At 42.1% G+C, this 25624-nt stretch carries 25 protein-coding genes; 16 read left to right on the forward strand and 9 right to left on the reverse strand.

The window, feature by feature from the left end; genetic code table 11:
- Positions 1-215 precede the first annotated feature (215 nt).
- A complete protein-coding gene (locus COP04_RS09605; RefSeq protein ID WP_239984821.1) occupies positions 216-1610 on the forward strand; it encodes a purine-cytosine permease family protein in 1395 nt (464 codons plus the stop codon).
- Positions 1611-1956: 346 nt separating this feature from the next.
- Complete coding sequence (locus COP04_RS19565) at positions 1957-2109, forward strand: hypothetical protein (protein ID WP_157800246.1); 153 nt, start codon at positions 1957-1959, stop codon at positions 2107-2109.
- A gap of 30 nt (positions 2110-2139) precedes the next feature.
- Here COP04_RS19565 and scfB read toward each other — a convergent pair whose 3' ends face one another.
- From scfB to COP04_RS09620, 3 genes are all read right to left on the reverse strand, one after another.
- Entirely contained in the window at positions 2140-3543 is a 1404-nt protein-coding gene (gene scfB, locus COP04_RS09610; protein WP_100487780.1) for a thioether cross-link-forming SCIFF peptide maturase, read from the reverse strand.
- 76 nt (positions 3544-3619) lie between these two features.
- The gene (gene scfA / locus COP04_RS09615; protein ID WP_100487781.1) at positions 3620-3769 is read right to left on the reverse strand and encodes a six-cysteine ranthipeptide SCIFF; all 150 of its coding nucleotides are present in this window, start codon (positions 3767-3769) and stop codon (positions 3620-3622) included.
- A gap of 350 nt (positions 3770-4119) precedes the next feature.
- Positions 4120-5094, reverse strand: coding sequence for an FTR1 family iron permease (locus tag COP04_RS09620; RefSeq protein WP_100487782.1), 975 nt, complete (start codon positions 5092-5094; stop codon positions 4120-4122).
- A 289-nt stretch (positions 5095-5383) separates the two neighbouring features.
- Between COP04_RS09620 and COP04_RS09625 the strand changes: the two genes are divergently transcribed.
- Both COP04_RS09625 and COP04_RS09630 read left to right on the forward strand, forming a co-directional pair.
- Entirely contained in the window at positions 5384-6301 is a 918-nt protein-coding gene (locus COP04_RS09625; protein ID WP_100487783.1) for a G1 family glutamic endopeptidase, read from the forward strand.
- 225 nt (positions 6302-6526) lie between these two features.
- A complete protein-coding gene (locus COP04_RS09630; RefSeq protein ID WP_100487784.1) occupies positions 6527-7501 on the forward strand; it encodes an aldo/keto reductase in 975 nt (324 codons plus the stop codon).
- A gap of 70 nt (positions 7502-7571) precedes the next feature.
- On the opposite strand, the gene COP04_RS09635 is transcribed toward COP04_RS09630, so the two are convergent.
- On the reverse strand, positions 7572-8768 hold the full coding sequence (locus COP04_RS09635; RefSeq protein ID WP_100487785.1) for an MFS transporter: 1197 nt from the start codon (positions 8766-8768) through the stop codon (positions 7572-7574).
- Positions 8769-8851: 83 nt separating this feature from the next.
- Here COP04_RS09635 and COP04_RS09640 point away from each other — a divergent pair, with 83 nt between their 5' ends.
- The 3 genes from COP04_RS09640 to COP04_RS09650 all read left to right on the forward strand — a co-directional run bounded on the left by COP04_RS09640 (position 8852) and on the right by COP04_RS09650 (position 11271).
- Positions 8852-9232, forward strand: a complete 381-nt coding sequence (locus tag COP04_RS09640) for a MerR family transcriptional regulator (protein WP_157800247.1) — start codon at positions 8852-8854, stop codon at positions 9230-9232.
- A 425-nt stretch (positions 9233-9657) separates the two neighbouring features.
- Entirely contained in the window at positions 9658-10842 is a 1185-nt protein-coding gene (locus COP04_RS09645; RefSeq protein ID WP_100487787.1) for an alpha/beta hydrolase family protein, read from the forward strand.
- A 3-nt stretch (positions 10843-10845) separates the two neighbouring features.
- Positions 10846-11271 (forward strand): MarR family winged helix-turn-helix transcriptional regulator, encoded by a 426-nt coding sequence (locus COP04_RS09650; RefSeq protein ID WP_100487788.1) that lies wholly within the window; start codon positions 10846-10848, stop codon positions 11269-11271.
- Positions 11272-11520: 249 nt separating this feature from the next.
- Here the strand turns inward: COP04_RS09650 and COP04_RS09655 are convergent, their stop codons facing one another.
- Positions 11521-12441 carry a DMT family transporter gene (locus COP04_RS09655; protein ID WP_100487789.1) on the reverse strand — a complete coding sequence of 307 codons (921 nt, stop codon included), beginning with the start codon at positions 12439-12441 and terminating at the stop codon, positions 11521-11523.
- A 149-nt stretch (positions 12442-12590) separates the two neighbouring features.
- Between COP04_RS09655 and COP04_RS09660 the strand changes: the two genes are divergently transcribed.
- Positions 12591-13514 (forward strand): LysR family transcriptional regulator, encoded by a 924-nt coding sequence (locus COP04_RS09660; RefSeq protein ID WP_162297088.1) that lies wholly within the window; start codon positions 12591-12593, stop codon positions 13512-13514.
- A gap of 69 nt (positions 13515-13583) precedes the next feature.
- Here the strand turns inward: COP04_RS09660 and COP04_RS09665 are convergent, their stop codons facing one another.
- Genes COP04_RS09665 through COP04_RS09670 form a run of 3 tightly spaced genes read right to left on the reverse strand, consistent with a single transcriptional unit; the run spans position 13584 to position 15625 of the window.
- Positions 13584-14108 (reverse strand): nitroreductase family protein, encoded by a 525-nt coding sequence (locus COP04_RS09665; protein ID WP_204988036.1) that lies wholly within the window; start codon positions 14106-14108, stop codon positions 13584-13586.
- Positions 14033-14329 carry a nitroreductase family protein gene (locus COP04_RS20125; protein WP_204988037.1) on the reverse strand — a complete coding sequence of 99 codons (297 nt, stop codon included), beginning with the start codon at positions 14327-14329 and terminating at the stop codon, positions 14033-14035. The genes COP04_RS09665 and COP04_RS20125 overlap by 76 nt, the downstream gene beginning before the upstream one ends.
- A gap of 36 nt (positions 14330-14365) precedes the next feature.
- Entirely contained in the window at positions 14366-15625 is a 1260-nt protein-coding gene (locus COP04_RS09670; RefSeq protein ID WP_100487791.1) for an MFS transporter, read from the reverse strand.
- A 116-nt stretch (positions 15626-15741) separates the two neighbouring features.
- Between COP04_RS09670 and COP04_RS09675 the strand changes: the two genes are divergently transcribed.
- Complete coding sequence (locus tag COP04_RS09675; protein ID WP_100487792.1) at positions 15742-16560, forward strand: LysR family transcriptional regulator; 819 nt, start codon at positions 15742-15744, stop codon at positions 16558-16560.
- A gap of 157 nt (positions 16561-16717) precedes the next feature.
- Here COP04_RS09675 and COP04_RS09680 read toward each other — a convergent pair whose 3' ends face one another.
- A complete protein-coding gene (locus tag COP04_RS09680; RefSeq protein WP_100487793.1) occupies positions 16718-18154 on the reverse strand; it encodes an MFS transporter in 1437 nt (478 codons plus the stop codon).
- A gap of 248 nt (positions 18155-18402) precedes the next feature.
- Between COP04_RS09680 and COP04_RS09685 the strand changes: the two genes are divergently transcribed.
- From COP04_RS09685 to COP04_RS09715, 7 genes are all read left to right on the forward strand, one after another.
- Complete coding sequence (locus COP04_RS09685; protein WP_100487794.1) at positions 18403-19260, forward strand: LysR family transcriptional regulator; 858 nt, start codon at positions 18403-18405, stop codon at positions 19258-19260.
- 42 nt (positions 19261-19302) lie between these two features.
- The gene (locus tag COP04_RS09690) at positions 19303-19611 is read left to right on the forward strand and encodes an MDR/zinc-dependent alcohol dehydrogenase-like family protein (protein WP_100487795.1); all 309 of its coding nucleotides are present in this window, start codon (positions 19303-19305) and stop codon (positions 19609-19611) included.
- Positions 19612-19629: 18 nt separating this feature from the next.
- Positions 19630-20457: an SDR family NAD(P)-dependent oxidoreductase gene (locus COP04_RS09695; protein ID WP_100487796.1), complete on the forward strand. Its 828-nt coding sequence runs from the start codon at positions 19630-19632 to the stop codon at positions 20455-20457.
- A 307-nt stretch (positions 20458-20764) separates the two neighbouring features.
- A complete protein-coding gene (gene pdxR / locus COP04_RS09700) occupies positions 20765-22264 on the forward strand; it encodes a MocR-like pyridoxine biosynthesis transcription factor PdxR (protein WP_100487797.1) in 1500 nt (499 codons plus the stop codon).
- Between the two features lie 48 nt (positions 22265-22312).
- Entirely contained in the window at positions 22313-23521 is a 1209-nt protein-coding gene (locus COP04_RS09705; protein ID WP_239984972.1) for an aminotransferase-like domain-containing protein, read from the forward strand.
- Positions 23522-23687: 166 nt separating this feature from the next.
- Positions 23688-24269: a LysE family transporter gene (locus tag COP04_RS09710; RefSeq protein WP_100487799.1), complete on the forward strand. Its 582-nt coding sequence runs from the start codon at positions 23688-23690 to the stop codon at positions 24267-24269.
- A 153-nt stretch (positions 24270-24422) separates the two neighbouring features.
- A complete protein-coding gene (locus COP04_RS09715) occupies positions 24423-25337 on the forward strand; it encodes a bifunctional helix-turn-helix transcriptional regulator/GNAT family N-acetyltransferase (protein ID WP_162297089.1) in 915 nt (304 codons plus the stop codon).
- Positions 25338-25624: the final 287 nt, after the last annotated feature.

Consider the following 25624-nt stretch of genomic DNA (forward strand, 5'->3'; position numbering starts at 1 on the left):
TGTGAACTTATACAGTAGACAAGTTAAACTGAACAAAATAGGGCGCTATTAGTGTCAAATTGTAGTCGAGCTAACGGATATGCCGAACATTTTTTCATAATGCGCAAAAAATGTTCGAAAAAATATTGACGAATGATGTCGATTCTCGTAAAGTTTTTATTGAGCAGTAAGTCAAGTTACATATTTTATCATCATGAGAAAAGGAAGCGATACGCTTGCAGTCTGTTCAAGAAAAATATGGTTCGGAAGCGTTACATGTTGAACCGCACGGCATTGATCCCATTTCACCGAACGAGAGGCACGGCAAACCTCGATCATTGTTCACACTGTGGTTTAGTGCCAATCTGGAGTTTGCTACATTGACTCTTGGATTACTCGCTGTTGGTGTATTTGGACTCAGTTTCTGGCAGGCAACCACTGCCACTGTGATTGGTATTGTGGTCGGAGCGCTGTTGATGGGAGTGCTCTCCACATTCGGTTTTAAGTGGGGCGTGCCGCAGTTGATTCAATCACGTGCTGCATTCGGATTTTTTGGAAATTTTTTCCCCGGCATTTTGAATTTCGTGAGCGGCATCGGCTGGTACACAGTCAATACCGTGCTTGGTGTTTACGCGCTGCAATATCTTCTGCCGATCGGCTTTTTGCCGGATCTGATCATCATGATTGCTCTGCAAGCCATGATCAGCATCTACGGCCACAACCTGATTCATTCGGTTGAAAATTGGTCTGCTGCATTTCTAGCTGTCGTTTTTGTCATTGTCACTATCTACGCATTCCCTCATATCAACTTCAATGTTCCTGAAAATATGAAAACCGTTGGCATCTTTGGCGGAACGTTTGCTTCATTCATTCTATCTGTCGGTGTCGCTCTTTCCTATATGATGGGATGGATGACGTATACCTCGGACTACAGTCGATATCTGCCGGAAAATACATCAAAAGGACGCGCTTTCGGTTACGTCGTACTGGGCAACATCATTCCATGTATCTGGCTGGAATTGCTTGGTATAGGGCTGTCCACTTTCCGCACCACTATTGCAACACCGACTGATTTGATTGCCGGTATACTGCCGAAGCCTATCGCCGTGATTGTTATGCTGGCTATTATTCTCGGTACAATCACCGCGAATGTGCTCAACATCTATTCTGGATCTATGTCCCTGCTCAGCATCGATGTCAAGCCGGTGCGCACCATCGCACCCAAGCGCTGGATTGCCGCTCTCTTGGTAGGTATTCTGGGAGGAATTCTGAGTTACATCGGATTCAAAACCAATTATTATTCCAACTACTCGAATTTTCTGCTCGTTCTCGGCTATTGGATCAGCCCGTTTATCGCTGTCGTATTGTGTGACTATGTCTTCATTCGTCACAGCCGTAGTGATATTTCAATGTTTTACGAAGGCTCGGGCAGGTTCAAAGCTGGATTTTGGGCGTTTCTCATTGGTTTCATAGTATCCATTCCATTTTTCAATCAAACCATGTATGTCGGATTCATTGCGAAAGCACATCCGGCTATTGGCGATTTGTCCTACTACGTAAGCTTTGCCGTTGCATTTGTGCTGTACTTTTTCTTCAACGGAGTGCAGCGGAGCAAGGCAACCAGCGACTGATATATTGGCTGACCGCATAACATTCATCTGACAAGCCCGCAATCCTGTTGTTTGGCACAGCTGCCATCATGATTGCGGGCTTGTTCAAGGCCATTCAGGCAGTGCCGTCTGTCACACTAACCTCATTGCTGTAAAAGAAGAAGGGGACTCACTTATGTGAAGAGCTGTCTTGAGTCAAATTGTACAACGGTTACTAAGACTCCATTGGGCAGTCATGCCAGTCCTTCAAAACTATTTGAAGGACATATTTGAAAGACAAAGTAGTAACGAATGATGGCCTTGATTTGTGTACTTGCTTTCCTGCCCGCTCTTGTGTTTGCATTTCTAATAAGAGAATGATTGAATCTTGTCTGCAATTCGGGGAACGGCAAAAAGACATCCATATCGATCCAAAACTTTTGTGCAAAGCATAGGTGCACTGGATAAAACGCTGATCAGCAGTTTGTTTTCATTCTACATTTTCAAAAAAAGGCTGAGCACCCGTCAGATTCTTGTCTGAAGATGCTCAGTCCTGGTTTTTTTTCTGTATTTATGCTTCTTTATCCACGATTTGTTTTTCTTTTTCCATTTCTCTCATCGATTCAACAACTTTAATCATTATGGCGCATTCAACCCGCTTGCGGAAAATGTCGCAGCTGAATTCGAAATTTCCCCTGAGAGAACCGGTGGCGTGCAGTGAATTGGCGGGACAACCACCGCTGCAATAGAGCTTTGCCCAGCAATTCTGACATTCGGGCTTAGAATAGCAGTTGACTTGTTTAAATTCGTTTTGCAGCTCCGGTTTTGTTATTCCATCCCATATATTTCCCATACTGTAGGCTTCATCCCCGACAAACTGATGACAGGGGAAAAGCTCGCCCCAAGGCGTAACCGCGAGATATTCGGTTCCGGAACCGCAGCCCGATATTCTTTTATGGATGCAAGGGCCTTCCGTCAGGTCAAGCATGTAGTGGTAGAAAATGAAACCATGACCCTCCTCCTCACGTTTGAGCATTTCTTTAGCGAGAATCTCATACTGCCTGTAAATCTCAAGAAGATCCTCCTGCTTCAGTGCGTAAGGTTCTTTTGGATCACAGATTACCGGTTCCATCGAGAGGCGGTCGAATCCAAGGTCAGCCATATGAAAAATGTCATTGGTGAAATCAACATTATTATGGGTGAAAGTTCCACGGACATAATATTCTTTGTCGCCGCGCTTTTTGACGAAATTCTGGAACTTAGGAACAATAAAATCGTAGCTGCCCTTGCCGTTGACTGTCTTACGGAGACGGTCGTGCACTTCTTTACGTCCGTCAAGGCTCAATACGACATTGTGCATTTCTTTGTTTAGAAAATCGATGACATCATCTTTGAGCAGCATGCCGTTAGTCGTGAGCGTGAAGCGAAAAGCCTTGTCATACTCTTTCTCTTTGCTGCGCGCGTACGCAACAAGCTGCTTGACGACCTTCCAGTCCATCAGCGGTTCTCCGCCGAAGAAATCGACATCCAGATTGCGGTGAAAGCCGCAATTTTCAAGCAGAAAGTCGATAGCCCTTTTGCCCACTTCATAGCTCATAATCGCCCGGGCTCCGTGATATTTGCCCTGGCTGGCGAAACAGTATTCACAGGACAGGTTACAGGTGTGGGCGACATTAAGGCAGAGGGCTTTGATGTAAGTCCTGCGTTTTCTCAGATCAAATGAGAGGTCTTTATACGTATCTTCAGTGAAAAGCTGCCCATCCCTCTTCAGTTTATCAACGTCCGTGATGGTTTCGGATATGTCCGCCTCCGAGACATCGGGATACTTCTTCAGCATTCTGGCGACAATCTGTTCTGGAACAGTATCCTCATAAAGGGCAATAATGTCATAGGCAAGATCGTCGACAACATGCACAGCTCCACTGTAAGTGTCGAGTACGATGTTGCATCCATTTAATTTATATTGATGAATCATAACTGACTGTCAGACTCCTTTGTCAAAAAAAATTGCCGCCCATCTGCGAAAGAGTCAGGCGGCACATTCCTGTTTCTTATCTGTTCGCCGGTTCGGCACATTTCTGATTGGCCACGCCGCAAGACGTTTTGCAAGCAGACTGACAGGATGTCTGGCATTCTCCGTGTCCACCATGCTTTGCGGATGCTCTCAGATCCATTGTGTTCAATGATATGATTCTTTTCAAAACGCACAACTCCTTATAAAAACATTTTGTATAAAACAACAAACTCTGCTCCAGTGCTCGTTCATTCACTACCGGATACTTACGAGGGCCATTATACCGAATGGCGCCGAATCTTTCTGTGATATTTGCCATAGAAATAAAGAAACAGGTGAAATTATCCCGGGCTATTGCTATAGATGGTTGCAGATAAAAAATCCAACTTCTTTGTTCCATGACCAGATACTATTGACCGGCAGCCACAACAGAGAGCACGAGCACCAATACAATAAATACAAAAGTTCCCTCAGCTTTGAGAGAGCTTTACTTTCTAATGACCGGAATTTATCTGGAATATATTATATCTTATAATTTCATATTCCACGATTCAACTGTGACTGTTTTCTTGGTTTCCATGAGCGCATATACTGTGCAATGAAATAAGAACCAAGGACGAGCAGCACAGCACCGGTCTGAGCGACGATTCCTTCAATATTCGGGAAAATGGCAAACCAAAGGCCGACCCAGTCTGGTATTGGCACCCCGATGTTTGTTGTTGCAATCCACCCGGCCAACTGCATTTCCTGTACGTTTTCACCGACCATAACAATCAGTACCATGCCAAGCATGATCCCCGTGAGGATGAGCATTTTTTTATAAGGAAGTTTCCGCTGGACAACGAAGGTCAATACCGCAACAATGAGTGTCAGAAAAAGTCCGATCACGGCCCCGATCAGGACAACAAAATTGCCGGCCTGCATTCGGATCGTCTGAAGAAAAAGATCGACTTCAAAACCCTCGCGATAAACGGCTGTAAAACCGAGCAAGGCCAGGCCTGCAAAAGCAGCATTACCTTTATTAGTGTGAGAGAACTGAATCAATTCGTTTTTTTTCTTATTGTGTGCGCCGATCCAGGCGGTCCAGTAAATCTTGTGAAAGAACCAGTTCATGACCAACAGGAGCACGGCGATAGCCAGAAGTCCGGTCGCTGCCTGAATATTAAGTTCTGAGGTAGTGGCTGCGAATAGTGAAATGATTCCGACCACAATAAACCAGGTCACGAGTGTGGCCAGAAAACCCAGGCCTGATCCTGAAGCGATTGGTTTCCAGAAGACTTGTTTTGTCCGCATCAGTCCTGCAGTCAGAGCAGATAGCACAAGTATTGCTTCAAGACCCTCGCGAAAAACAAGAATTCCGGTATTGACAATACCCATTGCCAGGCTCATCCGGTGAACGGTCGGATCGACAGGATTGCCTCCCGAAGTTACAGCCTGCCAGATAAAGACTCCAATAATCAAAAGAGCGGCGATGCTGATGAGCAGTGGTTTCAGATGTATGCGTCCAGCCATTAATGAGCCTCCCAAATTATATAATTAAAAGTAAATGATTATCATTATCAATTATAAATTTTAGCCTCCGTTCACAACTTTGTCAATTTGTCTTTGGGACGATTCTAGCTTTTCCGTATCGGTGGACGGGGTGTGCCTGTGGGTATACCTAATCGTTTAGGAGCAAATAGAATCGACTGCTTTTAACTTTGTGATTTTTTATACATATTTATAAATTTTTATAAGTGACCGTACGATAATAATGTTTGAGAATAGGTACATAAATTAATTAAGAGAGGAGAACATAGTTTTGAAAATAAAATTAATATCTATGATCTCGTTGATATTTGTCGCTGCTTTCACTATTATTCTTCCGACAGATGCCCATTTGGCGCAAGCAAGTCCCGTCTATAATGCCAATGATACCGTACATGCAGGATATGCTCGCAAAAGTTTTCGAGTTCGATATCCAGAATTCAGTGCTTCTCGGATTAATTTGCCCGTGGGCACCGAAGAATCCTCAAATTGGGCCGGTTATGCAGTGACCCGCTCGGATTCACTTAAATATACGAGTGTAGATGGAAGCTGGGTGGTACCCGTAGCATCGGGCAGTTCGTCTTCACTCGGATCACAATGGATCGGCTTGGGTGGTATAAGTTCAGGCGATCTTCTTCAGATGGGAACTATTGAGCAATTTCAGGGAAATCGTGAGGTTGCAACCCTGTTTTGGGAACAGCTCCCTGCTAATGCTCAAGATATTATGACGGTGCCTGTCGGGTCCAGAATTTACGCGAAGATTTATCAGGGGCGTAATAATACTTGGTATTTACAGTTTCAGGTTATTGAACCTAATGGCAAGAAAGCCACAAAAAATATTTCGGTCAATTCGGCCAAACTAAACAGTACCTATGCTCAAGGAATTGGAACGTCAGCAGAGTGGATAAGTGAAGATCCATCGAATGGAAGTGGGAACCTGTATCCATTAGCTAATACGGGTGTTGTTCAGTACGCAAACACAACGGCAAATAATAAAGCAATCAATAGTAAGGGTAACAAAGTAGAACCACTAGCTGTTGTGAATGCACTGAATCGGCTTTTAATCACTCCTTCTTCCTTAAGCTCAAACGGTACAAATTTTTCCACCACAAATATTGGAAATAGATATGTATCATTAAGAGCACATGGTATCCATCATTTCCGTGGAGGTCGTCATAAGATCGGCAGATGATTTAGACAATATTGAAAGTATAAAAGAGTGATGAATGAGACCCTTTGTTTGATAAAGGGTCATTTTTGTTATAAAGGTTATTTAGACATTGGATAATCTAGTTTTTCCAGTGAAAAAAGGAAGGGACTCCTAATCAAATTGATTGACTTAGGGTATGCTCCAGGTTGTAAAGTTATCTTGTAAACCTGAGGGTGCGCTATCAGAATGAAGCGAGGAGGAGTAAGCGTGGAAAAAAGAAAGCTTGGGAAGACGGGATTAAAAGTTTCTGCGTTGGGACTGGGCTGTATGGGAATGTCTGAATTCTATGGAGCGAAAGATGATCAGGAATCGATCCGGACGATTCATCGTGCGCTTGCATTAGGTTTGGATTTTCTGGACACGGCGGACATGTACGGCAATGGTATGAACGAGAAACTGGTTGGGCGGGCAATCAGGGGCTACCGCGATCAAGTCATCCTGGCCACTAAGTTTGGAAACGTCCGGGATGAGACAGGTGCTTTTCTAGGGATCAACGGACGTCCAGAATATGTAAAAAAAGCTTGTGATGCCAGCCTGTTGCGCCTGGGTGTGGACTATATCGACTTGTACTATCAGCATCGTGTGGACACAGATACGCCGATAGAAGAAACAGTGGGTGCCATGTCTGATTTAGTGAAAGCGGGGAAAATCCGTTATATTGGTCTCAGCGAAGCTTCCGCGGCAACGCTTAGAAGGGCGAATAAAGTCCATCCAATTGCGGCCGTGCAAACGGAGTATTCTCTATGGTCCAGGGATGTAGAAGACGAGATTTTACCTGCCTGTCGGGAACTGGGCATCGGGTTCGTTTGCTATAGTCCATTGGGGAGAGGTTTTCTAACCGGACAAATAAAGAAGTTTGATGACCTTGCAGAGGATGACTTCCGGCGCTTTTCACCTCGATTCCAGGGAGAAAATTTTCAAAAGAACTTGCAGCTTGTGGATCGCGCTCAGGAAAAGAACTGCAAAGCTTCGCAACTGGCGTTAGCCTGGCTGCTTGCACAGGGCGAAGATATCGTTCCTATTCCAGGAACCAAAAGAATAACGTATCTGGAAGAAAATCTAGGTGCCCTTGATATCCGGCTAACAGAAGAAGACTTGAAACGAATCAACGAGGTCATGCCGAATGGGGCTGCCTCAGGAGAACGTTATCCTGATGACGGTATGAAAAAAGTCAATTTATGAATTATAATGATGATTCAGTATAAAAAACAACACCTGTCCGTTCACTCTCGAACGGGCGGGTGTTGTTTTATCAAAAAGCATGAAAAGCTCTGATTACTGGTTTATTTTGTTTCATTTTGTTCCATTTTTCCCGTTGCGATGAATAAGGAGCACAAAAAACTAATAAACAGGATACACCCAAGCAAAAGAAAGGGGCCGCAATAAGATCAGTGACGGCAAACATTGGACTCAGCACGATCGGCCCGGCTGTTGCACCAACAAAAAGAATAAAAGTATAGAGTATAATCGCTGAACTAGCCTCTTTTCCTGCGAATCTGCCTATAACAGAGACAACCATTGGCAGCGTCAGGGTGATACCGAAAGCAAAAAGAATGCTGAAAAGAATCAGCAGTATAGATGTATGGACAAAGGCCATCAAAATAATACCGACAGATGAGGATAATAAGCCCAATGACAGTAACTGATTCAATGTCCATTTTTTTGTCCTCGAACTGATGTAAATGGCACAAACGATCCCAATCAGGCCAAAGCTTCTGAAAACAAGCAGAAAATTTCCTGATGTACCGGCGTAATAAGTTCCGACCATCGTATACATGCTGACGAACGCAAAAAGCAAGGTGAACGTGACAACGTAGCACAGCCAAAGTCGATAGTCTCGAACAAGTTGAACAAGGGCATGTGCAAACGAAGCGTTGCTGCTTGTATGCGGTGCAGATGCAGGGATCAGCTTAAGCAAAAAAGGAAAAATAGCTGCGTATATTACCGCCTGTACCGTATAAATGAGAAACCATCCACCAGACTGAAACAATGAGGAAGCAAATAATTGCCCAATGACACTTGCGGCGACAAAACCAGAGGTGACTGCACTATTAGCCAGCGGTATCATTTTTCCGGGAAAATAGCGCAGAATGACCGAAAAAATAATTGGCACGAATGCACTCGAAAAAAGTCCCTGAAAAAAACGCGCAGCCATAATCGCTGGAAAAGTATGCAGGATACCGATAAGAAATGTATCTAGAATGAGTAGGATAAAAGCTGTCAGTAATAGCTTTTTATGATGAATTTTGCTCATCAGCCATCCGAGAATGATAAATCCAATGGCATGGCCTAATGAAAAAATACTGCCAATCGAAACGGATTGAGACTGGCTAACGTGCAGTATCCGCATCAGACTTGAATAGAGGGGGATGTTTTCATAGATACTCATCCCGATACAAATACTGGAAATGAAATAAAAAAGGATCTGCAAACGATAATTTTTATTCATAGATAAGTACCTCCTTGACAATGGATAAAGTATATCGTTTAGAGTATACTCTAACGCAAGAGAAATTATCGGAGGCGATCGATATGGACCGATTTTATTCCATTGATGAGATCAGTGAAAGGACCGGCTTATCGAAATATACATTGCGTTACTATGAGAAGGAAAATCTAATTAAGCGTGTCGCCAGGGATTCGCGGGGATACAGGATATATAGTGAAAAGAATCTGGAATGGATCACTTTTCTGCTGAAGGTTAAGAAAACGGACATGTCAATTGAACACTTGAAGAAATTTGCAGATTTAATGGAAAAGGGTGAATACACTATCCCCCAACGCAAGGTCATGCTGCTCGAACATCGGAAGCATATCTTGCAGGAAGAAAAAGCATTAAACCAGGCACTTGAAGCCATTGACGAAAAGTTAACAAGGTATGACAGAATCATCAGCCATGAACGCGCGCGGTGATTATTGGTGACTATTATTTAAATGGAACATTTTACATTGGCGAAGTCTTTACCAAAACCGAATTTACGAAACAATGCTGAAGTCCGTGTTGCAAACGCCTTAACCTGTCAATTAAATCTTGTTCGGTCATAATCCTGTCTGAGATGATTGAATTAGAGAAATTCTAAACATCTTAGATCCTTGGTATGGTTAGCGGGAAAAATTCGTATGCTTGAATTTAATAAAACGGACATACTGAAACGGGATAGTGTCCTTGTTTAAATGTGGTCTGGAAATTCCGGAATCATTTCGAAAGGATTGTTCTTCTAAGAATGGCTTTGTATTCGCAGTGTTCTGGCAATAATTAATCTATAGCTTGACTTCGGTATATAGCATGCTATATATTAATTACATAGCATGCTATATATTTGAAGGAGGAACGATATATGGGAATTTTTTTTGAAGATCAGGCTTTTGAATTTGAAACAATAAGGACACTGAACTATTACAATTACCAAGGCGCTGAAATTGGAGAAGTACAAACAATTACGAATCAGATTAAAGAAGGAGATTTTACCAGCTGGTATAATGAATGGTATGGAATGGCCGAACGAGTTAATCAATTGGCTGATCAGTCTATGAAAGGACATCATTTTGTAAGTGCAAAAGAAGCTTTTCTTCGAGCAAGCAATTACTTTCGTGCAGCCGAATTCTTTTTGAAAAACAATGAGCCTAAGCGGATAGAATGTTACAAAAAAAGCGTCAAGGCATTTAGAAATGCAATGGTACTCGTCGATGTGAGTTATTCTCAAATCAATATACCATTTAAAGGATATTACTTGAGCAGCTATTTATATATGGTCGATAAAAATGCACCTACTCTGATTTTTATCGGCGGGTATGATTCCACGGTAGAAGAGTTATATTTTGCGGGAGGGGCTGCTGCAATAAAACGCGGTTTCAATGTTTTAATTTTTGATGGACCCGGTCAAGGGGAGACGTTGCGTATTCAAAATGTAGTTGCTCAATATGATTTTGAAAAACCAGTAACTGCTGTTTTAGATTATCTAGACCAACATACAGAAGTCAACACGAATCATTTTATTGCGTTAATGGGTATGAGTTTAGGCGGTTATTATGCAGCGAGAGCAGCAGCATTTGAAAAAAGAATAAATGTATGTATTTTATTTGATGTTTTTACGGATGTATGGGATGCAATAACAGAAAAGAACCCATTTCTTAAAAATATCGATCATATGCAGTCTAACGATATGAAGATTGATTTGAACCGCCTAGATGCAAATGCTTCCTGGCTCATTCAAAATGGTCTGTGGGTATTTGGGTGTAAAAATATTTTTGAGTTACCGGCTGTTGTAAAAAAATATACAGTAAAAAACATTGCTGATCAAATTTCTTGTCCAACATTATTACTGGCAGGCACGCATGACCATTTTGCTTCGATAAGCCAGCTTGATAATCTAAAAGAAAAATTGATATGTCCCTACGATGAATTTGTTTTTGACACTACTTTTGGAGCTCAAGCGCATTGTCAGGAAGGGAATCAGTCTCTTGCCAGCCAAGTCATATTTGATTGGACAGAGGATCAAATTAAGAAATTTAAGGAGCGTTAACGTTTGAATCTTTTCAAAAGCCATGGATTTATGATTAATCGATTAGCTAATACTGGATCAAATCAATTAGAAAATGAATTAATAAAAAAATTTGATGTTACCTTAAGCCAATGGGCAGTCCTTTCGATTGTATGGGAAGAAGAAGGAATTACACTTTCTACCATACAAGAAGTATTACATGTTAAAGTTTCAACTGCATCCGGCGTCATTAAAAGAATGGAAAAACGTGGCTTGATCAAGCGCGTTCAAAATGAAAATGACAAAAGGGAAATTAATTTGTTTTTAACAGAAGAATCTAAAGCGATTGAAAAAGATGTCATCAAGTCGGTGAAAGAATATAACAACCGTTTATTAAAAGATTTTACAAAAGAAGAAAAAGAACAATTTATGCGTTTTCTTCAACGTGGTTTTCATAACATTGCAGAATAATGTGAGTGTTGAGGATACTGGTTAAGTTGGAACATTTTTCCTTGTTTCGATTTGATCCTCTGATTGTGTGGTCGGTGGGCCAAATCGGTTGTCCTGAAAAAATATTAGTCGCTCTTAACAATGTCGCTTAGCACGTAATTTACTAATTGACAGTGAGTAAAGTTAAACAACTTTGCCAGCTAAGCATCTTGTTCATACAGAGGTGATATGCGTGGCTGTTCAACTTATGATCTAAAAAAGCAGAACTGCTCATGGTTTGTTGAGCAGTTCTGCTTTTTTCAAAGATACTTTTCTGTGGAAAATCGGGGTTCCCGAACTTAATGCGATGCCGAAAATAATAATTAAGCCGCCAATTATTTGAGACGGGAGAAGTTTTTCACCCAGTAAGGCGCTGATGATCGCTGTGAAGACACAGATTAGATTCATCGACAGTCCGGCGACTCCGGGACCTAACATTCGCGTGCCCATATTCCACATCACAAAGGATAGAAACGACGGGAAGATACCAATAAAAACTATTCCAATCACTGCCGACAAATTGAGATTTGATGGCTTTATCGGATACAATGGCAGAAACGGAAGCGTCACAATAAACCCTATAAATGAAGTGATGGCGATTAGTGTAATTGGGGGCACGTTTTTTGCCGCCCGTCCGACAATGGAATAGATCGCCCACATAAAAATAACAATCAGCATGAGGGCATCCCCTTTATTGTAATGCGTCTGGAAGACCAGCAGCAGCTGTCCTTTGGTAATGACAAGTAATACACCTGCGAAAGATAGAACTAATCCAATTATTTGTCCGATCTTCATTCGGGCGTGCAGCAATATTGCCGAGAATAAGATAATCAGACCTGGATTAAGGGCGTTGATCAGTGAAGCGTTGAGTGATGTTGTGTATCTTAAAGCCGTATAGGTGATCCAATTGTACAGAACGGTTCCAATAACAGACATAAAAAGAAGGATCAGATAATTTTCTTTAAATAGTTTCCACCATTTTGGATGTTCCAGAAAGTGGGCAAGCGGCCATAAAAAAAGGAAAGCGATCAGCCATCTGGTAAATATCATCCAGACTGTTGGAAAATGCGCGGTAACAAATTTCCCGACAATCATATTACCGGCCCAAAATAAATTACAGAAGAGCAAAAGCAGCCAGGCTTTCATTTTCATTGATTTATCCTCCTTCGATCTTGTGACTTAAGTATAGATAGACTATAATAATAGATCAATACTATTTATTCTATATAAACGATAGATGATAACTATACTGGATTTTTTGGACAGTGATCATGACACGTTTTTTGTTTGGAGGGATTCACTTGGAGATTCGGCATCTTAAATATTTTGTATCGGTTTACCAGACACTTCACTTTTCAAAAGCTGCAGAAAGATTGGGGATCTCACAGCCCACTTTGAGCCAGCAGATTCGGGTTTTAGAGGACGAGATTGGGTCACGTTTGTTCGACCGTGTGGGAAAAAAGATTTACCCGACACAGGCCGGAGAACTTCTTTACCAAACTTCTTCTCGTATTTTCAATGAACTGTCCGGATTTGAATCCAGGCTGAAAAAGCTTCAGGGGAGTTCAGAGGGCACCCTGCGGCTTGGTTTTTCATGCAACGAGTTAATCACGCGTGTTTTGATTCAATACACTCACTTGCACCCGGGCATTGTAATCCAGGCCAATATAAAATCAACGAAAGAGACAATAGAGGACATTGAGGGGAACAGAAAAGAGATCGGTGTTGTCCGTTCTTCATATCATTTACCTGATTTGACCTCCATTCCGCTTTACACCGAACATTTTTCATTGATTGCCACCCAAGACATTTTAAAAGATCTGCAAAAGAAAAGAGTCCTGTCGATTTGTGACCTTGTTAAAATACCTTTAGCATTATATCCGTCAAACTTTCTTGTCCGCGAATTGATTAATGACGAAGCTGCGAAACAAGGTTTTACGATTGAGCCTAAATTTGAATTCTCGACGATGGATTCTTTAATCAAATTCGCTGAAAACGGAGTGGCAGCGACCATCTTGCCTGATCCATTTGTCCGGAAGATAAACAGTGATCGCGTGACGTGCCTTCCATTTGCCACGGAAGAACTTTCCCAATTGGTGCAGATCGTTTATCTGAAAGGGCGGCAATTATCGAAAGCTGCAGAGCTGTTCGTTGATCTTTTGAAGGAGCAATATCGCGCGAAGAAAAACTCAAGGGCGGACAGCAAAATGGTCTTTAATCACTGATTGTCTTTTACTGCCCAAATATAAAAAAGCAGCCCGTCTGAGTGACCGGGTTGCTTTTTGTATAACAAATCAGTACTGAATAAAACCTTGAGATTTAAGAACATCAAGCATGGACATCCTTTTTTCCGGGCACTTGTCCATTGCTTTTGCAATTTGATTGGTAAACGTATCAATCCGGCGATTTTTGTGCCGCAGGTCATAATACTGAGAAACGGTTTGATCATAGTTTTCTAAGTCATGGACCAATCGCTCCGAAGAGTGATATTCATTTTCATGATAAATTTCGTTTTCAGGTAATCGTGGTTTTAATTCTGGCGATTGGTCAGGGTAACCCATCGCTATGCCGACCACCGGAAAAGTGTATTTTGGAAGATGCAATAAGTCAATAACGGCCTGAGCATCATTCAATATACTGCCTAGGTATACGATTCCGATTCCCATACTTTCAGCAGCGATGACGATATTTTGAGCGGATATGAATGCATCACTTAACGATCTTAGAAAATAATCGAACGAGCCTAAAACTTCAGTGGATTTTCCTTTTTCCTGAGCAATTTCTGCGTTCCAATGCAAATCAGCTGTGATGACAAACAACCGGTTTGCTTCAACAATGTAGGTTTGATTACCGATTCTGCTAATGTTTTTTTCTTCATTTCGTCCGTGATATCAATAATGGAGTACTGTTGCAGAAAGCTGTTTGTCGGTGCGTGCTGTGCCGCCTGAATGAACAGATCGATCTTCTCCTGTGCAATGTTTTCATTAGGAAATCCGCGAATACTGCGATGATTAAGTAATAACCGGATAGTTTCATTCATTTTTAAAACCTCGCTTTATTAGAATTTAGGGCATCGTTAATCAAAATGGCGAATCTGAGGAATCAAAAGAACGGCTGCTGTCGAAATAACCAACGTGCCGCTCAGAATCAGCATGGAGACAGTGCCACCAATGGCTTGAGCGATCCAGCCAGTAAGCATGTAACCAACCGGCATGAGTGCAAAGGACCCGATCATATCCAGGCTGGCTACGCGTCCGAATGATTCATTTTTAACCAGTTCCTGAAGACTGATTTCCCAAATCAGTCCAAAAACCATAATGCCGGCACCCTCAATAAGCATGAGCAACATCAGTGCGAATCCATTCGGAATGAGAGCCACCAGGAAAAGAGCACAGCCTCCAAGGCCAATACCCGTATAGGCAATTAGTCCCCGATGCTGCCATCTTTTCCTCATTCCGTAAACAAAAGCAGCGAGTGTACCGCCAATCCCTTCACTGGACATGATCAATCCATAGACATAAATGGGAAAATCAAAATGAAATTTGACAAGCCAGGGAATCAAGATTGCTGTGATTCCGCTTCGGCAAATATTGAGCAGACTCAGATCAAGAATTGTTATCCAAAGCCATGTATGTTTGCTGAGGATGCTTATTCCTGCAAAACATTCACGGATGAAGCTTTCTTTACTGCTGGTGAATGTTTTATGGACCTGTCCTTCTTTGGTCAAAAACAGCAGGCAGATCAATGAAATGACATAGGTTGCTGCATCAACACCGAACCCGATCGGAGCAGAAAATACGGAAACAATGATACCGCCCAGTGCAGGTCCAAGCAGCCGCATCAATTGTACGCTGGCCTGCGATAGTGACGTGGCACCCGTTCGGATGTCGGAAGTAAAAATGGTTGCACGTAAAGCGGCAAATGCAGGATCAAACAATCCGTTCATCAATCCGATCATGGCCGCTATAGCAATCAGCAAGGGAATTGTCAGATACCCCAAGAGACCAAGGATCATTCCCAAACACGTTAAAACCGCTCGAACGATATCTGCTGCGCGCATGAGCCTAACCCGGTTCAGCCGATCAACAATCATACCGGAAAAAGGTAGAATGACAACATTGGGCAGCATATAGCCGGCCATGACAAATCCCATCGACAGCGTTGAATGGCTCAGCGAATACACAATCATAGGGAAAATGATTAAGGTAATCGAACTTCCTAAGGTTGAAAGTGTGTTGCCGATCCAAAGCGCGCGAAACGCTCTGGATTTAACGATCGGCTCAAGAAGATGGGGAAGCTTTTTTTGGGTCATTTTTGATTTTGTGACGATGTTCATGGAAAAACCACCCTTACTTGAATTCGTCTTTAATATACATTGGGCGTTTTTCTTTGTATAATAGTTAAAAATTACATCAGGTATTAATTTTACTAATATCAGTGGGGGCTTTATTAATGGAACTCAGTGATTTACGTATTTTTCAGGCGGTGGCAAGATCCCAGTCTTTCTCCAAAGCGGCAGAAAGCCTGGGCTATGTACAGCCAAATGTCACATTGCGAATAAAAAAGCTGGAGAACGATTTAAATGTTCCCTTATTTCGGAGAACCAATCGCGGTGTAGAAACACTTCCATCAGCTTTGACTTTGCTTACGTACGCGGACAGAATTCTGTCACTGATGGATGAGGCAGAAGAAAAATTAACCTCTCGAGCTTTTCTGTCCGTTGGAGCAACGCCCATTTTATCTGCTCAATTATTTCCAGCATTTATTCAGAAAGTTCATCTCCATTTTCCTCAGGTGAAAGTCGAAGTGAAAACGGATCAAAAAGTACAATTGTATTCGGATCTGAAACATGATCTCATTGACGGTATTTTTGTAAATGAAAAGGCAATCCCAGATGGCTTGACCTCTATATTTTCCTACACTGAAAAACTCTTTTTGGTATCGGCACGAACAGAACCTGACAGTGGAGATGAAAGAATAGCTGTCGTGAATAAGAATCCACAGTGCCCTTATAGAAACATGCTGCTCCATTACTTAGATAACAAAATGGATACTACGGACATCATCGAATATGATACACTGGAACCTATTATCAGAAGTGTCGAGAGTACGAACGCAGTAACTATTTTGCCTCAATCCCTGGTCACATCAAAGATGAGTAAAGCATCCCTACCGAAAGAGATGAATTCAATCCGTATCCATTTTGTTGTCAAACAGGCGAATGTAAAGAAAAAGACAGTGAAAAAGATTATTGAAACGTTAAGTGAATAGTAATCAATAAAGTATGAGGACCAGTACTACAAAAGCAAAAAAACGGTTGCCCATAGTGTTTAACTGGAGGTAACCTCTAATAAAGCAAAATAAAATTCTAACTTTCGCTTTTTACTAACCTGAAGATCCGTTTAATCCTAGACTTGAGACGAGGAGTTTAATGCGGTGATCTTTTTGTTGCATCATTCGCATGTTTACGAGGTTCTCTGAGCAGAATCAGTGTGAGTACGGTGCTAACTGCGACGCATATGAATGATGCAATGAAACATTTAATAAAACCTGTCATGAGGTGCAGGTTCGATCCAAGTAGATTACCAAAAAGAGCTACCCCGATAGCTCCTCCGAGCTGACGACTTGTGTTAAATGAAGCAGATGCTGCGCCTGACAGGTCCTGTGGGAGTGATTCGAGCATACGTGAAGTCATCGTTGGTACCAGCAGCCCTGCACCGAACCCTGCGGGCAGGAGGCTGACAGCGAGCAGCCAAGGTTGTGTAAACGTTACTGTGAAGACAATAGTGAGCAAGCCCACCCCAAAGAAGGCCTGTCCTAAGTAAAGAACGCTCGTTGCACCAAATCGGCGAGCGATGCGCGGTGCGATAAGATTGCCGACGAAAATCAATCCAGTAAAGGGGAGAAAATTCAAACCGGCATGGAGTGACGATTCTCCTTTGACATCTTGAAATAGAAGGCTGAGTGCGAACAGTACCCCATAGAAGGCAAGGTTGAATAAGGCACCGAGTAATGCTGATCCGATAAACTCAGCTCGGGCTGCGAGTCGTGGTGGAATCAGAGGGTAAGCAGTTTTCCGTTCTATAATGATAAAACTGATGACTGAGACCAAGCATATGGCAGCGATTACGAACAAGAGCGGCATGGTCCAGCCGAGATGCTGCCCCTCGATTAAAATGAAAACGATACTTCCGATAACGAGGGTTGCAGTGACCTGTCCGAAAAGATCCAAGTGTACTCCATCACGACGAGACGACGGTTTCGTCAAGGTGGTGAAAGCGACAGCAATCAAACCGACGAGAACGTTAATCCAGAATAACCAGCGCCAGCCAAGACTCGTGACAACGATACCACTGATTATAGGGCCGGCTGCCAGGCCAATACCACCTGCAGCGGACCAGATGGCGATTGCAACGCGACGCAAGTTTATGCCGTCAACGTTCTGAGTCGTCAGTGAGAGAGAACTTGGAAGCAGAAGGGCAGCTCCGGCCCCTTGGATAAGGCGGAACACGTTCAACATTGTGATGTTTTGCGAAACAGCACAGCCAATGGAAGCTATGCTGAAGATGATCATACCAGGAATGAATATGCGCCGGGCACCGTAACTGTCCGACGTAACACCAGCACTTAACATGATTGCAGAGAATGTTAGTGTGTATGCGTCGATGACCCATTCGATGCTGCTGCGATTCGCACCGAATTCGCGAGAAAGAGTAGGAAGAGCAAGATTCATCATCGTGGCATCAAGAAATACAGCAAAAGATGCGATCACTCCTACTGTTAGCGCAGCTATATGGGCACTTCTCATTGAATGCGATGTGGTGTTACTTTCGATTTGTATAGTTGACGATTTTGTAGTTTTCATAAATGAACCTCCGCCTATTAGTCTCTTGCTGAACGAAATCGAACTTTAAGAATTAAGTTCAGCTAAAAGTGTTCTGACCGCTTGAAAAACCTCCTTTGATTTCCTAGTCATGACACCTGCCGGGTTTACTTTCCCTGAAGATAAAATTGTTGCCGCTCAACATAGATTGATTATAATTTAGATAACGTATCATAAATAATGTTTATTTATTGTAGAAGTATCACTTATTTTGATGGGTGGCGTTTTTAGTGGATATTGAGAATATGAAGGCTTTTGTAAAAGTTGCTGAATGTAAAAGCATCTCAGATGCTGCACGCAAACTCCATTATCTTCAGTCCAATTTGTCAGCAAAAGTGAAGAGGGTAGAAACCTATTATAATCAGAAATTATTTATCAGAGAGCCTCGAGGAGTAGAATTAACTGCGAAAGGAGCGGTGCTGTATCAGCAATTTAAAGAGATGATCTTTCTTTGGGAAGAAACTGAAAATAAAATGAAGAGACAGGATGCATCGCTTCGTCTAGGTACGGTTGTATCGATCGGAGTAACACAATTTTCACAGGCACTAGCCCGCCTTAAGTACCGAAATCCCAGTCTGGAGGTTACGATAAAAACGGGATCGGCTGACTCGATTGAAAAACAAATCCTTAATGAGAAGATTGATATTGCCTACTTCATTGGAAAACTGGGCAATTCACATATTCGTTACGAAAAATTAGGGATAGAAGAACTCGTTCTTGTGGGAGATAATATTAGCAATACTACTGATTTTAAAGAGTATTTGAGAAATAAAAATCTGCTTGTACTCACAGACCACTGCCTCTATTCGTCGATTCTGCAAAATATCTTCGCAGACTTGAAAATTGATCACGGCGAAACGATTGAGGTTGGTGATATCGACGCAATTATCCAGTTTGCTTTAATGGGAATGGGAATTTCTTTGATTCCCAAACGATTGGTTATACGTAAAAATATCTCTTCGTTTCTAGAGATTCCTTCATTGAACAAGTTCGTTGATCTTTATTTGATTACACGATCAAATCATGAATTGACGCCGATAGAAAAGCAGTTTATCCAGCTCTCTCAGGAACTTGCATTAATAAGTTGATGAGATCTTCGCAGATTGTCAATAAAATCTTTGAAGATCTCCATGGATCATGCTACTCTGACTGAAGCTGGAATATCGGTCATTCGTCAACGCGGAACGGCTGTTTTTGCCGGAGGAGTCACAACTGATGTGCACCTACCCTATTTGACAATGCTTATAAAGGAACTGAATATTAAGGGATCTTTCATGTATCCTGACTTTGCACCGGCACACATTGTTGAAATGATTCGCTCAGGACTCTTGAACCTGAAAGCACTTCATCCAAAAACATATATACTCGATCAAGTTAATCAAGCGATTGCAGAAGCTCCTCAAAGCAGAGGGCTTGAATATGCCATTTTACAACCATGAAAATTGGAGGACATGCCAATGAGAAATATTGAAGAACAAGTCATTTTTGTTACAGGATCAACAGACGGGATGGGTAAACAGGTTGCTATGGATTTGGCAAGGGCAGGAGCGACTGTACTTCTCCATGGGAGAAACATGGAGAAGGGTCTGACAGTAAAAAAAGAAATTATCGATGCTACCGGAAGTGAAAAAATAAAGCTTTACATCGCCGATTTTTTATCAATCATCGAGGTGGGTCGTCTAGCCGCAGAGATAAAGGCTGACTATTCAAGGCTTGATGTGCTAATTAACAATGCAGGTATTGGATTTGGTGATCTTAACGCTAAAACAAGTGATTTAAGCCGGGACGGTTTTGAACTCCGGTTTGCAGTCAATTATTTAGCACCATTTTTGCTGACTTGCAGACTGCTACCGCTTTTGAGTAAAGAGCCGTCAAGGGTAGTTAATGTTGCTTCTGTCGGACAAAGCCCGATTGATTTATCCAACATCATGCTTGAACGTCATTACTCGCCCACTCGTGCATACACGCAAAGTAAACTGGCACTTGTCGCCTTTACCTTCGAACTGTCGGAGAGGTACGGAACCGCTGAGCGGACGTTTAATTGCCTACATCCCGGAACTTATCTGGATACCAAGATGGTACGTGAGAGCGGGATTGCCCCATTAGGAAGTATTCAGTCAGGTTCCGATGCAATCGAGCATCTCGCCCTTTCGGCGGAATTGAACGGAGTTACTGGGAAGTATTTTGATCAAAAAAGTGAATCACGCGCTGAACGTCAAGCTTATGACAAGGTATTCAGAAAAAAATTGTGGGATTTGAGCGAAAGACTGACTGGAATGAAATAACTCTTTGTATAAGTGACGAGCGCTCTTAATTGATTGAGTGAAAAATTGATAGGTTTGATTAGTAAACCTAAAGAGACGGGCTGTTTGGCTAGATGCCAAACAACTTGTTTCTTTTTGTGTGTTTAATATTGAGGGATGCGAAGAGTGTGACTCTCTCTGAGAAAGTATGTTTCCAGACTAAGATTGCGATCATTTGAAAAATTGGATTCTAAAGGATATATCCAATTGGCTATTTAAAAATAAAAGTGGAGTGCTAGAATGAAAATAACATTTTTGATGGATGGGCAGAGAGCGAAGGAGGAGTGTTATGCGATTAAAAATTAATAAGGAGATTTCCTTACCTGTGTTTCTGCAAATCAAAGACAGCATCAAAGAACAAATTCTTTCGGGAATACTCCCGGCTGGATTTGTTCTACCGCCGGAAAGAAAAATGGCTTCTGAAAATGATGTGAGCCGGACGACGGTGATCAGAGCCTATGATGAATTGAAAGCTTTAGGACTTGTTGCGTCTTACCGTGGAAAAGGGACTGTGGTGACGGATAAAAAAGAACCGTCCCATAGCGAAAACCCAAACGTTTTTCCATTGTCCTGGTACCCACTGTTTGAAAAAAAACTGGGAAATGTTAGTGATACGATCACGGATCTAATGGATGTCGGAAGCAGGCGTGATACGATCTCTTTCGCTGCCGGTGTGGGTGATCCGAGCTTGTATCCGATTCATCAGCTGCAGGCTATTCAAAACGAGGATACTTTCAATAATGATGTGCTTAATCTCAGCGCCGTTGAAGGGTACTACCCGCTTAGAGAAAGTTTGAGCAAATTGATGGAACTACGTGGTGTTTCTACATCCGCAAAAGAAGTAATGGTTCTTTCCGGCTCGATGCAAGGAATTGATTTTGCAGCCCGAACTTTTCTTTCCCCAGGAGATGCGGTCATCGTTGAAGAACCAACCTTCCTGCAGGCGATCCAATGTTTCAGAGCGGCAGGTGCTAGGATTATCGGTATTCCACTTGACCATGGAGGAATCCGTACCGATGTGCTTGAGGCGCAGCTTGGGCGATATAAACCTAAATTTATCTATACGATTCCTACATACCATAACCCTACAGGGATTGTGATGAGTATGGAGCGACGGATGGAATTGCTGCGTATCGCCTATAAATACCAGGTTCCGATTTTGGAAGATGACCCTTATGGCGAAATCAGTTTCGGCCGGCAGAAGCTTCCTCCGTTGAAAACGCTCGATCAATATGGGTATGTGATCTATTTAAGCACGTTTTCTAAAGTGCTTTTCCCGGGAATGCGTGTGGGATGGGTCGTTGCACCGGAACCCGTGAGGAAAAAATTCGTCCTGTTGAAGCAGATTACCGATCTTCATGTGAATACACCAGGACAATTTTTGCTGGATCGGTTTCTTCGGGAAGGACATTATGAACCACATTTGCGACATGAATTAACGACTTATGAAAACAAAAGAAATCTTATGGCCGCGGCTTTGAAACAAGAGGAGGGACTCGTCACTTTCGATAGCCCAGATGGGGGATTTTATCTATGGTGCAGGATTCCGTACAATATCCCGCAAAAACAACTTCTTTCACTATGCGCTTCAAAAGGCGTACTTTACACGCCTGGTAATGTTTTCTATCCGCAGGAGAGTGATGGGGAGCACTTGCTAAGATTGAATTTCACGTATGAATCTCGTGAACGTATTGAAAAGGGAATATCGGTCTTCATGGATGCAGTGAAGAAATTAAGCAGACACAATACAAAAATGAATCCGATTATAGAGTCCAGACCAATTGTTTAAACAAAGACTTTGGTGAAAAGATCATTGAGTGGGAGGAAGATTATTTTGATGGAAAAATTCTCAGAGCGATCAAGACACGTCACATCCTCAGCGACACGTGAAATTATGAAGGTGACCGAAAGGCCTGAAGTGATTTCTTTTGCAGGAGGCCTTCCGGCGCCGGAACTTTTCCCGATTGAAGAGATGAAGGTAGCTTGTGAAGCCGTACTTTCTGAATCTGGAGAACAGGCTTTGCAATACAGCACAACCGAAGGCTATCTGCCTCTTCGCCAGGACATTGTCAGTCGATTAGAGGCGATTGGCATTCATGCAACGACCGATCATATTCTGATGACCACCGGCTCGCAGCAAGGACTGGATTTAACCGGTAAACTGTTTCTTGATAACGAGGATACGGTCATCTGTGAGAGTCCGACCTATCTCGCAGCCATACAGGCATTCAGTGTATACAATCCCAACTTTGTCGAAGTGCCCATGGATGAAGACGGGATGCTCATGGATGAATTGGAACGTGCCCTCCAAGCTTATCCCGATGCAAAATTCATCTACACCATTCCGGATTTCCAAAATCCCACAGGCCGAACACTGAGCTTGAAAAGGCGGAAAAAAATGATTGCGCTTGCGAATCAATTTGATGTCGTTATCGTTGAAGACAATCCCTATGGTGCCGTTCGTTTTGCGGGAGAAGCGCTGCCGCCTGTAAAAAGCCTTGATACGGAGGGCCGTGTAGTCTATATCAGTACATTTTCTAAAATATTTTCGCCGGGTCTGCGCCTGGGCTGGATCTGTGCAGATCAGGTTTTTATTGACAAATACGTTATGTTCAAACAGGCTGCCGACCTGCATACTGACAGTTTTGCCCAAAGAATTACCGCAAAATATATCGAACTCTTTGATCTTGAAGCGCATATTGAAGACATCCGGACGGTTTATCTTTCCCGACGTCAGAAGATGATTGACTGCATTAAATCTTATTTTCCAAAACAAGTTAAACATAGCTCGCCTGAGGGCGGTCTGTTCCTTTGGGTTGAATTGCCCGAATCCGTCGATACACAGGAAATTTTTGAAGAATGTCTGAAACGTCATGTTGCTTTTGTTCCAGGTAATGCCTTCTATCCGGGTCGCGTAAAGAACAACACATTCAGATTAAATTACTCAAACATGCCGGAAGAAAAAATTGTAGAAGGCATGAAACGATTGGGAGCGGTCCTCACAACTGCTGTGAACAGCAGTACCGTGCAATCCTCACGCGAATAAGGCGCGAGTGCCGGCTAAATTGTTAAATTTTATTTCAACAAATAGATTATCAACATACTAACATTGAGCGACAGGACTCTCTAATGTAAATATATAGAATTAATTAAAAAATAATCCATATATGTTGGTTGCTATGCTTGCTGTCTAAGAAATTGGGGTGGATATCGTGAATTACAGTGCTTTTTTAACTTATGTCATTATTCTTACTTTCACACCAGGACCGAATAATTTAATGTCGATGGAGGAGGGGAAGCGCGTAGGTTTTCGAAAGTCGCTTCAATTTGTGTCTGGCATTTTTGTCAGTTTCCTGATGCTGGCTATCGTTACGCTAATATTTACTGACAGTTTGAAGGATTACGTCCCGGCAATTGAGCCTTGGTTCAAAGTATTGGGTTCGGCCTATCTCCTTTATCTGGTATGGAAGATGTTTGGATCGTCAAATGCCATGGATAGAGAAAATGACTTGCATCGAATTGCATTTTTTTCCGGAATGATACTAAATTTCTCTAATATTAAGACCATGCTTTTCTTATTAACAGGCTATTCGTCGTATATTTTAACAGCCTATCAAAGTTTTAACATCGCCATAATGTTTGGTCTGTTGATGTGCATCGTAGGGCTCTGTTCATTGCTGCTTTGGGCTTCATTAGGTTCGCTCTTCAATCGTTTCTTTCATCGCCATGAAAAAGTTGTTAATACAGTGCTTGCCATTTTGCTCGTTTACTCAGCCATTGAGATTTGGCTGTAAATAAATCGGTTAATGATATGCAGCAGGTTCATTAAAACTGGATAATTTGTATTTCTGTTATTATCCATAGCCGTATATTGAAAAGATTTAGCAATTTATTAGTTGACTAAGTCAACTAATAAATCTATAATTTTAAAAAAAGGAGGGGTATTCGTGTCTGATCATTCTACTGTTTTACAAATAAGAGATTTTAATCGTTTTTACACAAAAGTATTAGGATTACTGAACAGCCATATTCTCTTCAGTGACTTTTCGCTGACCGAAGCACGTATCCTGTTAGAGATTAAGACCATTGAAGCATGTACGGCAAAAAAGCTTATTGAAAAACTGGACATTGATCGCGGCTATTTAAGCCGAATCTTAAAAAAGTTTGAGAATGGTAAGCTGATCAAACGCAGTGTAACATCTTCCGATAAGCGAATGAGTGTGATCGCACTCATGGACTTAGGTATTCAGAAACTCCGCGAATTGGAGAGCAAATCTAATTTTCAAATTGAAGAACTGCTGAATACTCTGGACACGGAAAAGAAAGATCAAGTACTGTCTGCAATGGGGACAATTAAAACCCTGCTAGGCAGTCAATCTCATGAGCAGATTCGATCCTTTCAAAAGGAAGATTTGCCATTCATTGTCGATGCACACAGAGACTTATACAATCGGGAATATGGCTATAATAAGAAATTTGTACAGTATGTGGCCGATGCTGTTACTGCATTCTCTGATCATTACGATGCTGATCGGGAAAATATTTGGATTCTTGATGTGAACCATCTTCCAAAAGGTGTGATCGCCATCGTTAAAGAAACAGATACAACGGCTCAACTTCGCTGGTTTCTTTTGGATCAGTCGCTGAGGGGAGGAGGCTTTGGTCATAAGTTACTTGATGAAGCCATACAGTTTTGCTGCAAACATGCGTACAAAAAAGTGGTCCTGTGGACTGTCAGTGATTTAAAGGCCGCACGGCACTTATACAAAAACAAAGGGTTCCGTTTAGTTGAACGACACGAAAATCAGGAATGGACCAATCACGTGATTATAGAAGAGAAATGGGAGCTATTACTGGAATAAAAGTTTTTTGCAATAACTGTGCTACCTCTATTCTAAGATCTTACATATTACTTTTGCATCGATTTGAGAATCAATGGTCCGTTAGCTTTGTAAATCGAAATATTTGAAATCATCCATATTCATCAGTTTTTACCGTTAAGTTATTAATCTGTTTTATACGCCGTTAATGCTTAATCTAGCATTTGACAAGAAAGGACAGACTTTGTCGCAATTTTTATGCATTGTCTTAAGTTAAATAACATTGAATCACGCAGAAAGAAATAGTATCAATCCGTGATAGAAGCTAT

This window comes from Sporolactobacillus pectinivorans, assembly GCF_002802965.1.
Taxonomy (GTDB): domain Bacteria; phylum Bacillota; class Bacilli; order Bacillales; family Sporolactobacillaceae; genus Sporolactobacillus; species Sporolactobacillus pectinivorans.

What these genes read in the sequence shown, in the direction of transcription:
- scfB (WP_100487780.1), bottom strand. Translation starts at nt 3,543, where the DNA reads ATGATTCATCAATATAAATTAAATGGATGCAACATCGTACTCGACACT.
- COP04_RS09620 (WP_100487782.1), bottom strand. Translation starts at nt 5,094, where the DNA reads ATGGCTGGACGCATACATCTGAAACCACTGCTCATCAGCATCGCCGCT.
- COP04_RS09635 (WP_100487785.1), bottom strand. Translation starts at nt 8,768, where the DNA reads ATGAATAAAAATTATCGTTTGCAGATCCTTTTTTATTTCATTTCCAGT.
- COP04_RS09640 (WP_157800247.1), top strand. Translation starts at nt 8,852, where the DNA reads ATGGACCGATTTTATTCCATTGATGAGATCAGTGAAAGGACCGGCTTA.
- COP04_RS09645 (WP_100487787.1), top strand. Translation starts at nt 9,658, where the DNA reads ATGGGAATTTTTTTTGAAGATCAGGCTTTTGAATTTGAAACAATAAGG.
- COP04_RS09655 (WP_100487789.1), bottom strand. Translation starts at nt 12,441, where the DNA reads ATGAAAATGAAAGCCTGGCTGCTTTTGCTCTTCTGTAATTTATTTTGG.
- COP04_RS20125 (WP_204988037.1), bottom strand. Translation starts at nt 14,329, where the DNA reads ATGAATGAAACTATCCGGTTATTACTTAATCATCGCAGTATTCGCGGA.
- COP04_RS09670 (WP_100487791.1), bottom strand. Translation starts at nt 15,625, where the DNA reads ATGAACATCGTCACAAAATCAAAAATGACCCAAAAAAAGCTTCCCCAT.
- COP04_RS09675 (WP_100487792.1), top strand. Translation starts at nt 15,742, where the DNA reads ATGGAACTCAGTGATTTACGTATTTTTCAGGCGGTGGCAAGATCCCAG.
- COP04_RS09680 (WP_100487793.1), bottom strand. Translation starts at nt 18,154, where the DNA reads ATGAAAACTACAAAATCGTCAACTATACAAATCGAAAGTAACACCACA.
- COP04_RS09690 (WP_100487795.1), top strand. Translation starts at nt 19,303, where the DNA reads ATGGATCATGCTACTCTGACTGAAGCTGGAATATCGGTCATTCGTCAA.
- COP04_RS09695 (WP_100487796.1), top strand. Translation starts at nt 19,630, where the DNA reads ATGAGAAATATTGAAGAACAAGTCATTTTTGTTACAGGATCAACAGAC.
- pdxR (WP_100487797.1), top strand. Translation starts at nt 20,765, where the DNA reads ATGCGATTAAAAATTAATAAGGAGATTTCCTTACCTGTGTTTCTGCAA.
- COP04_RS09705 (WP_239984972.1), top strand. Translation starts at nt 22,313, where the DNA reads ATGGAAAAATTCTCAGAGCGATCAAGACACGTCACATCCTCAGCGACA.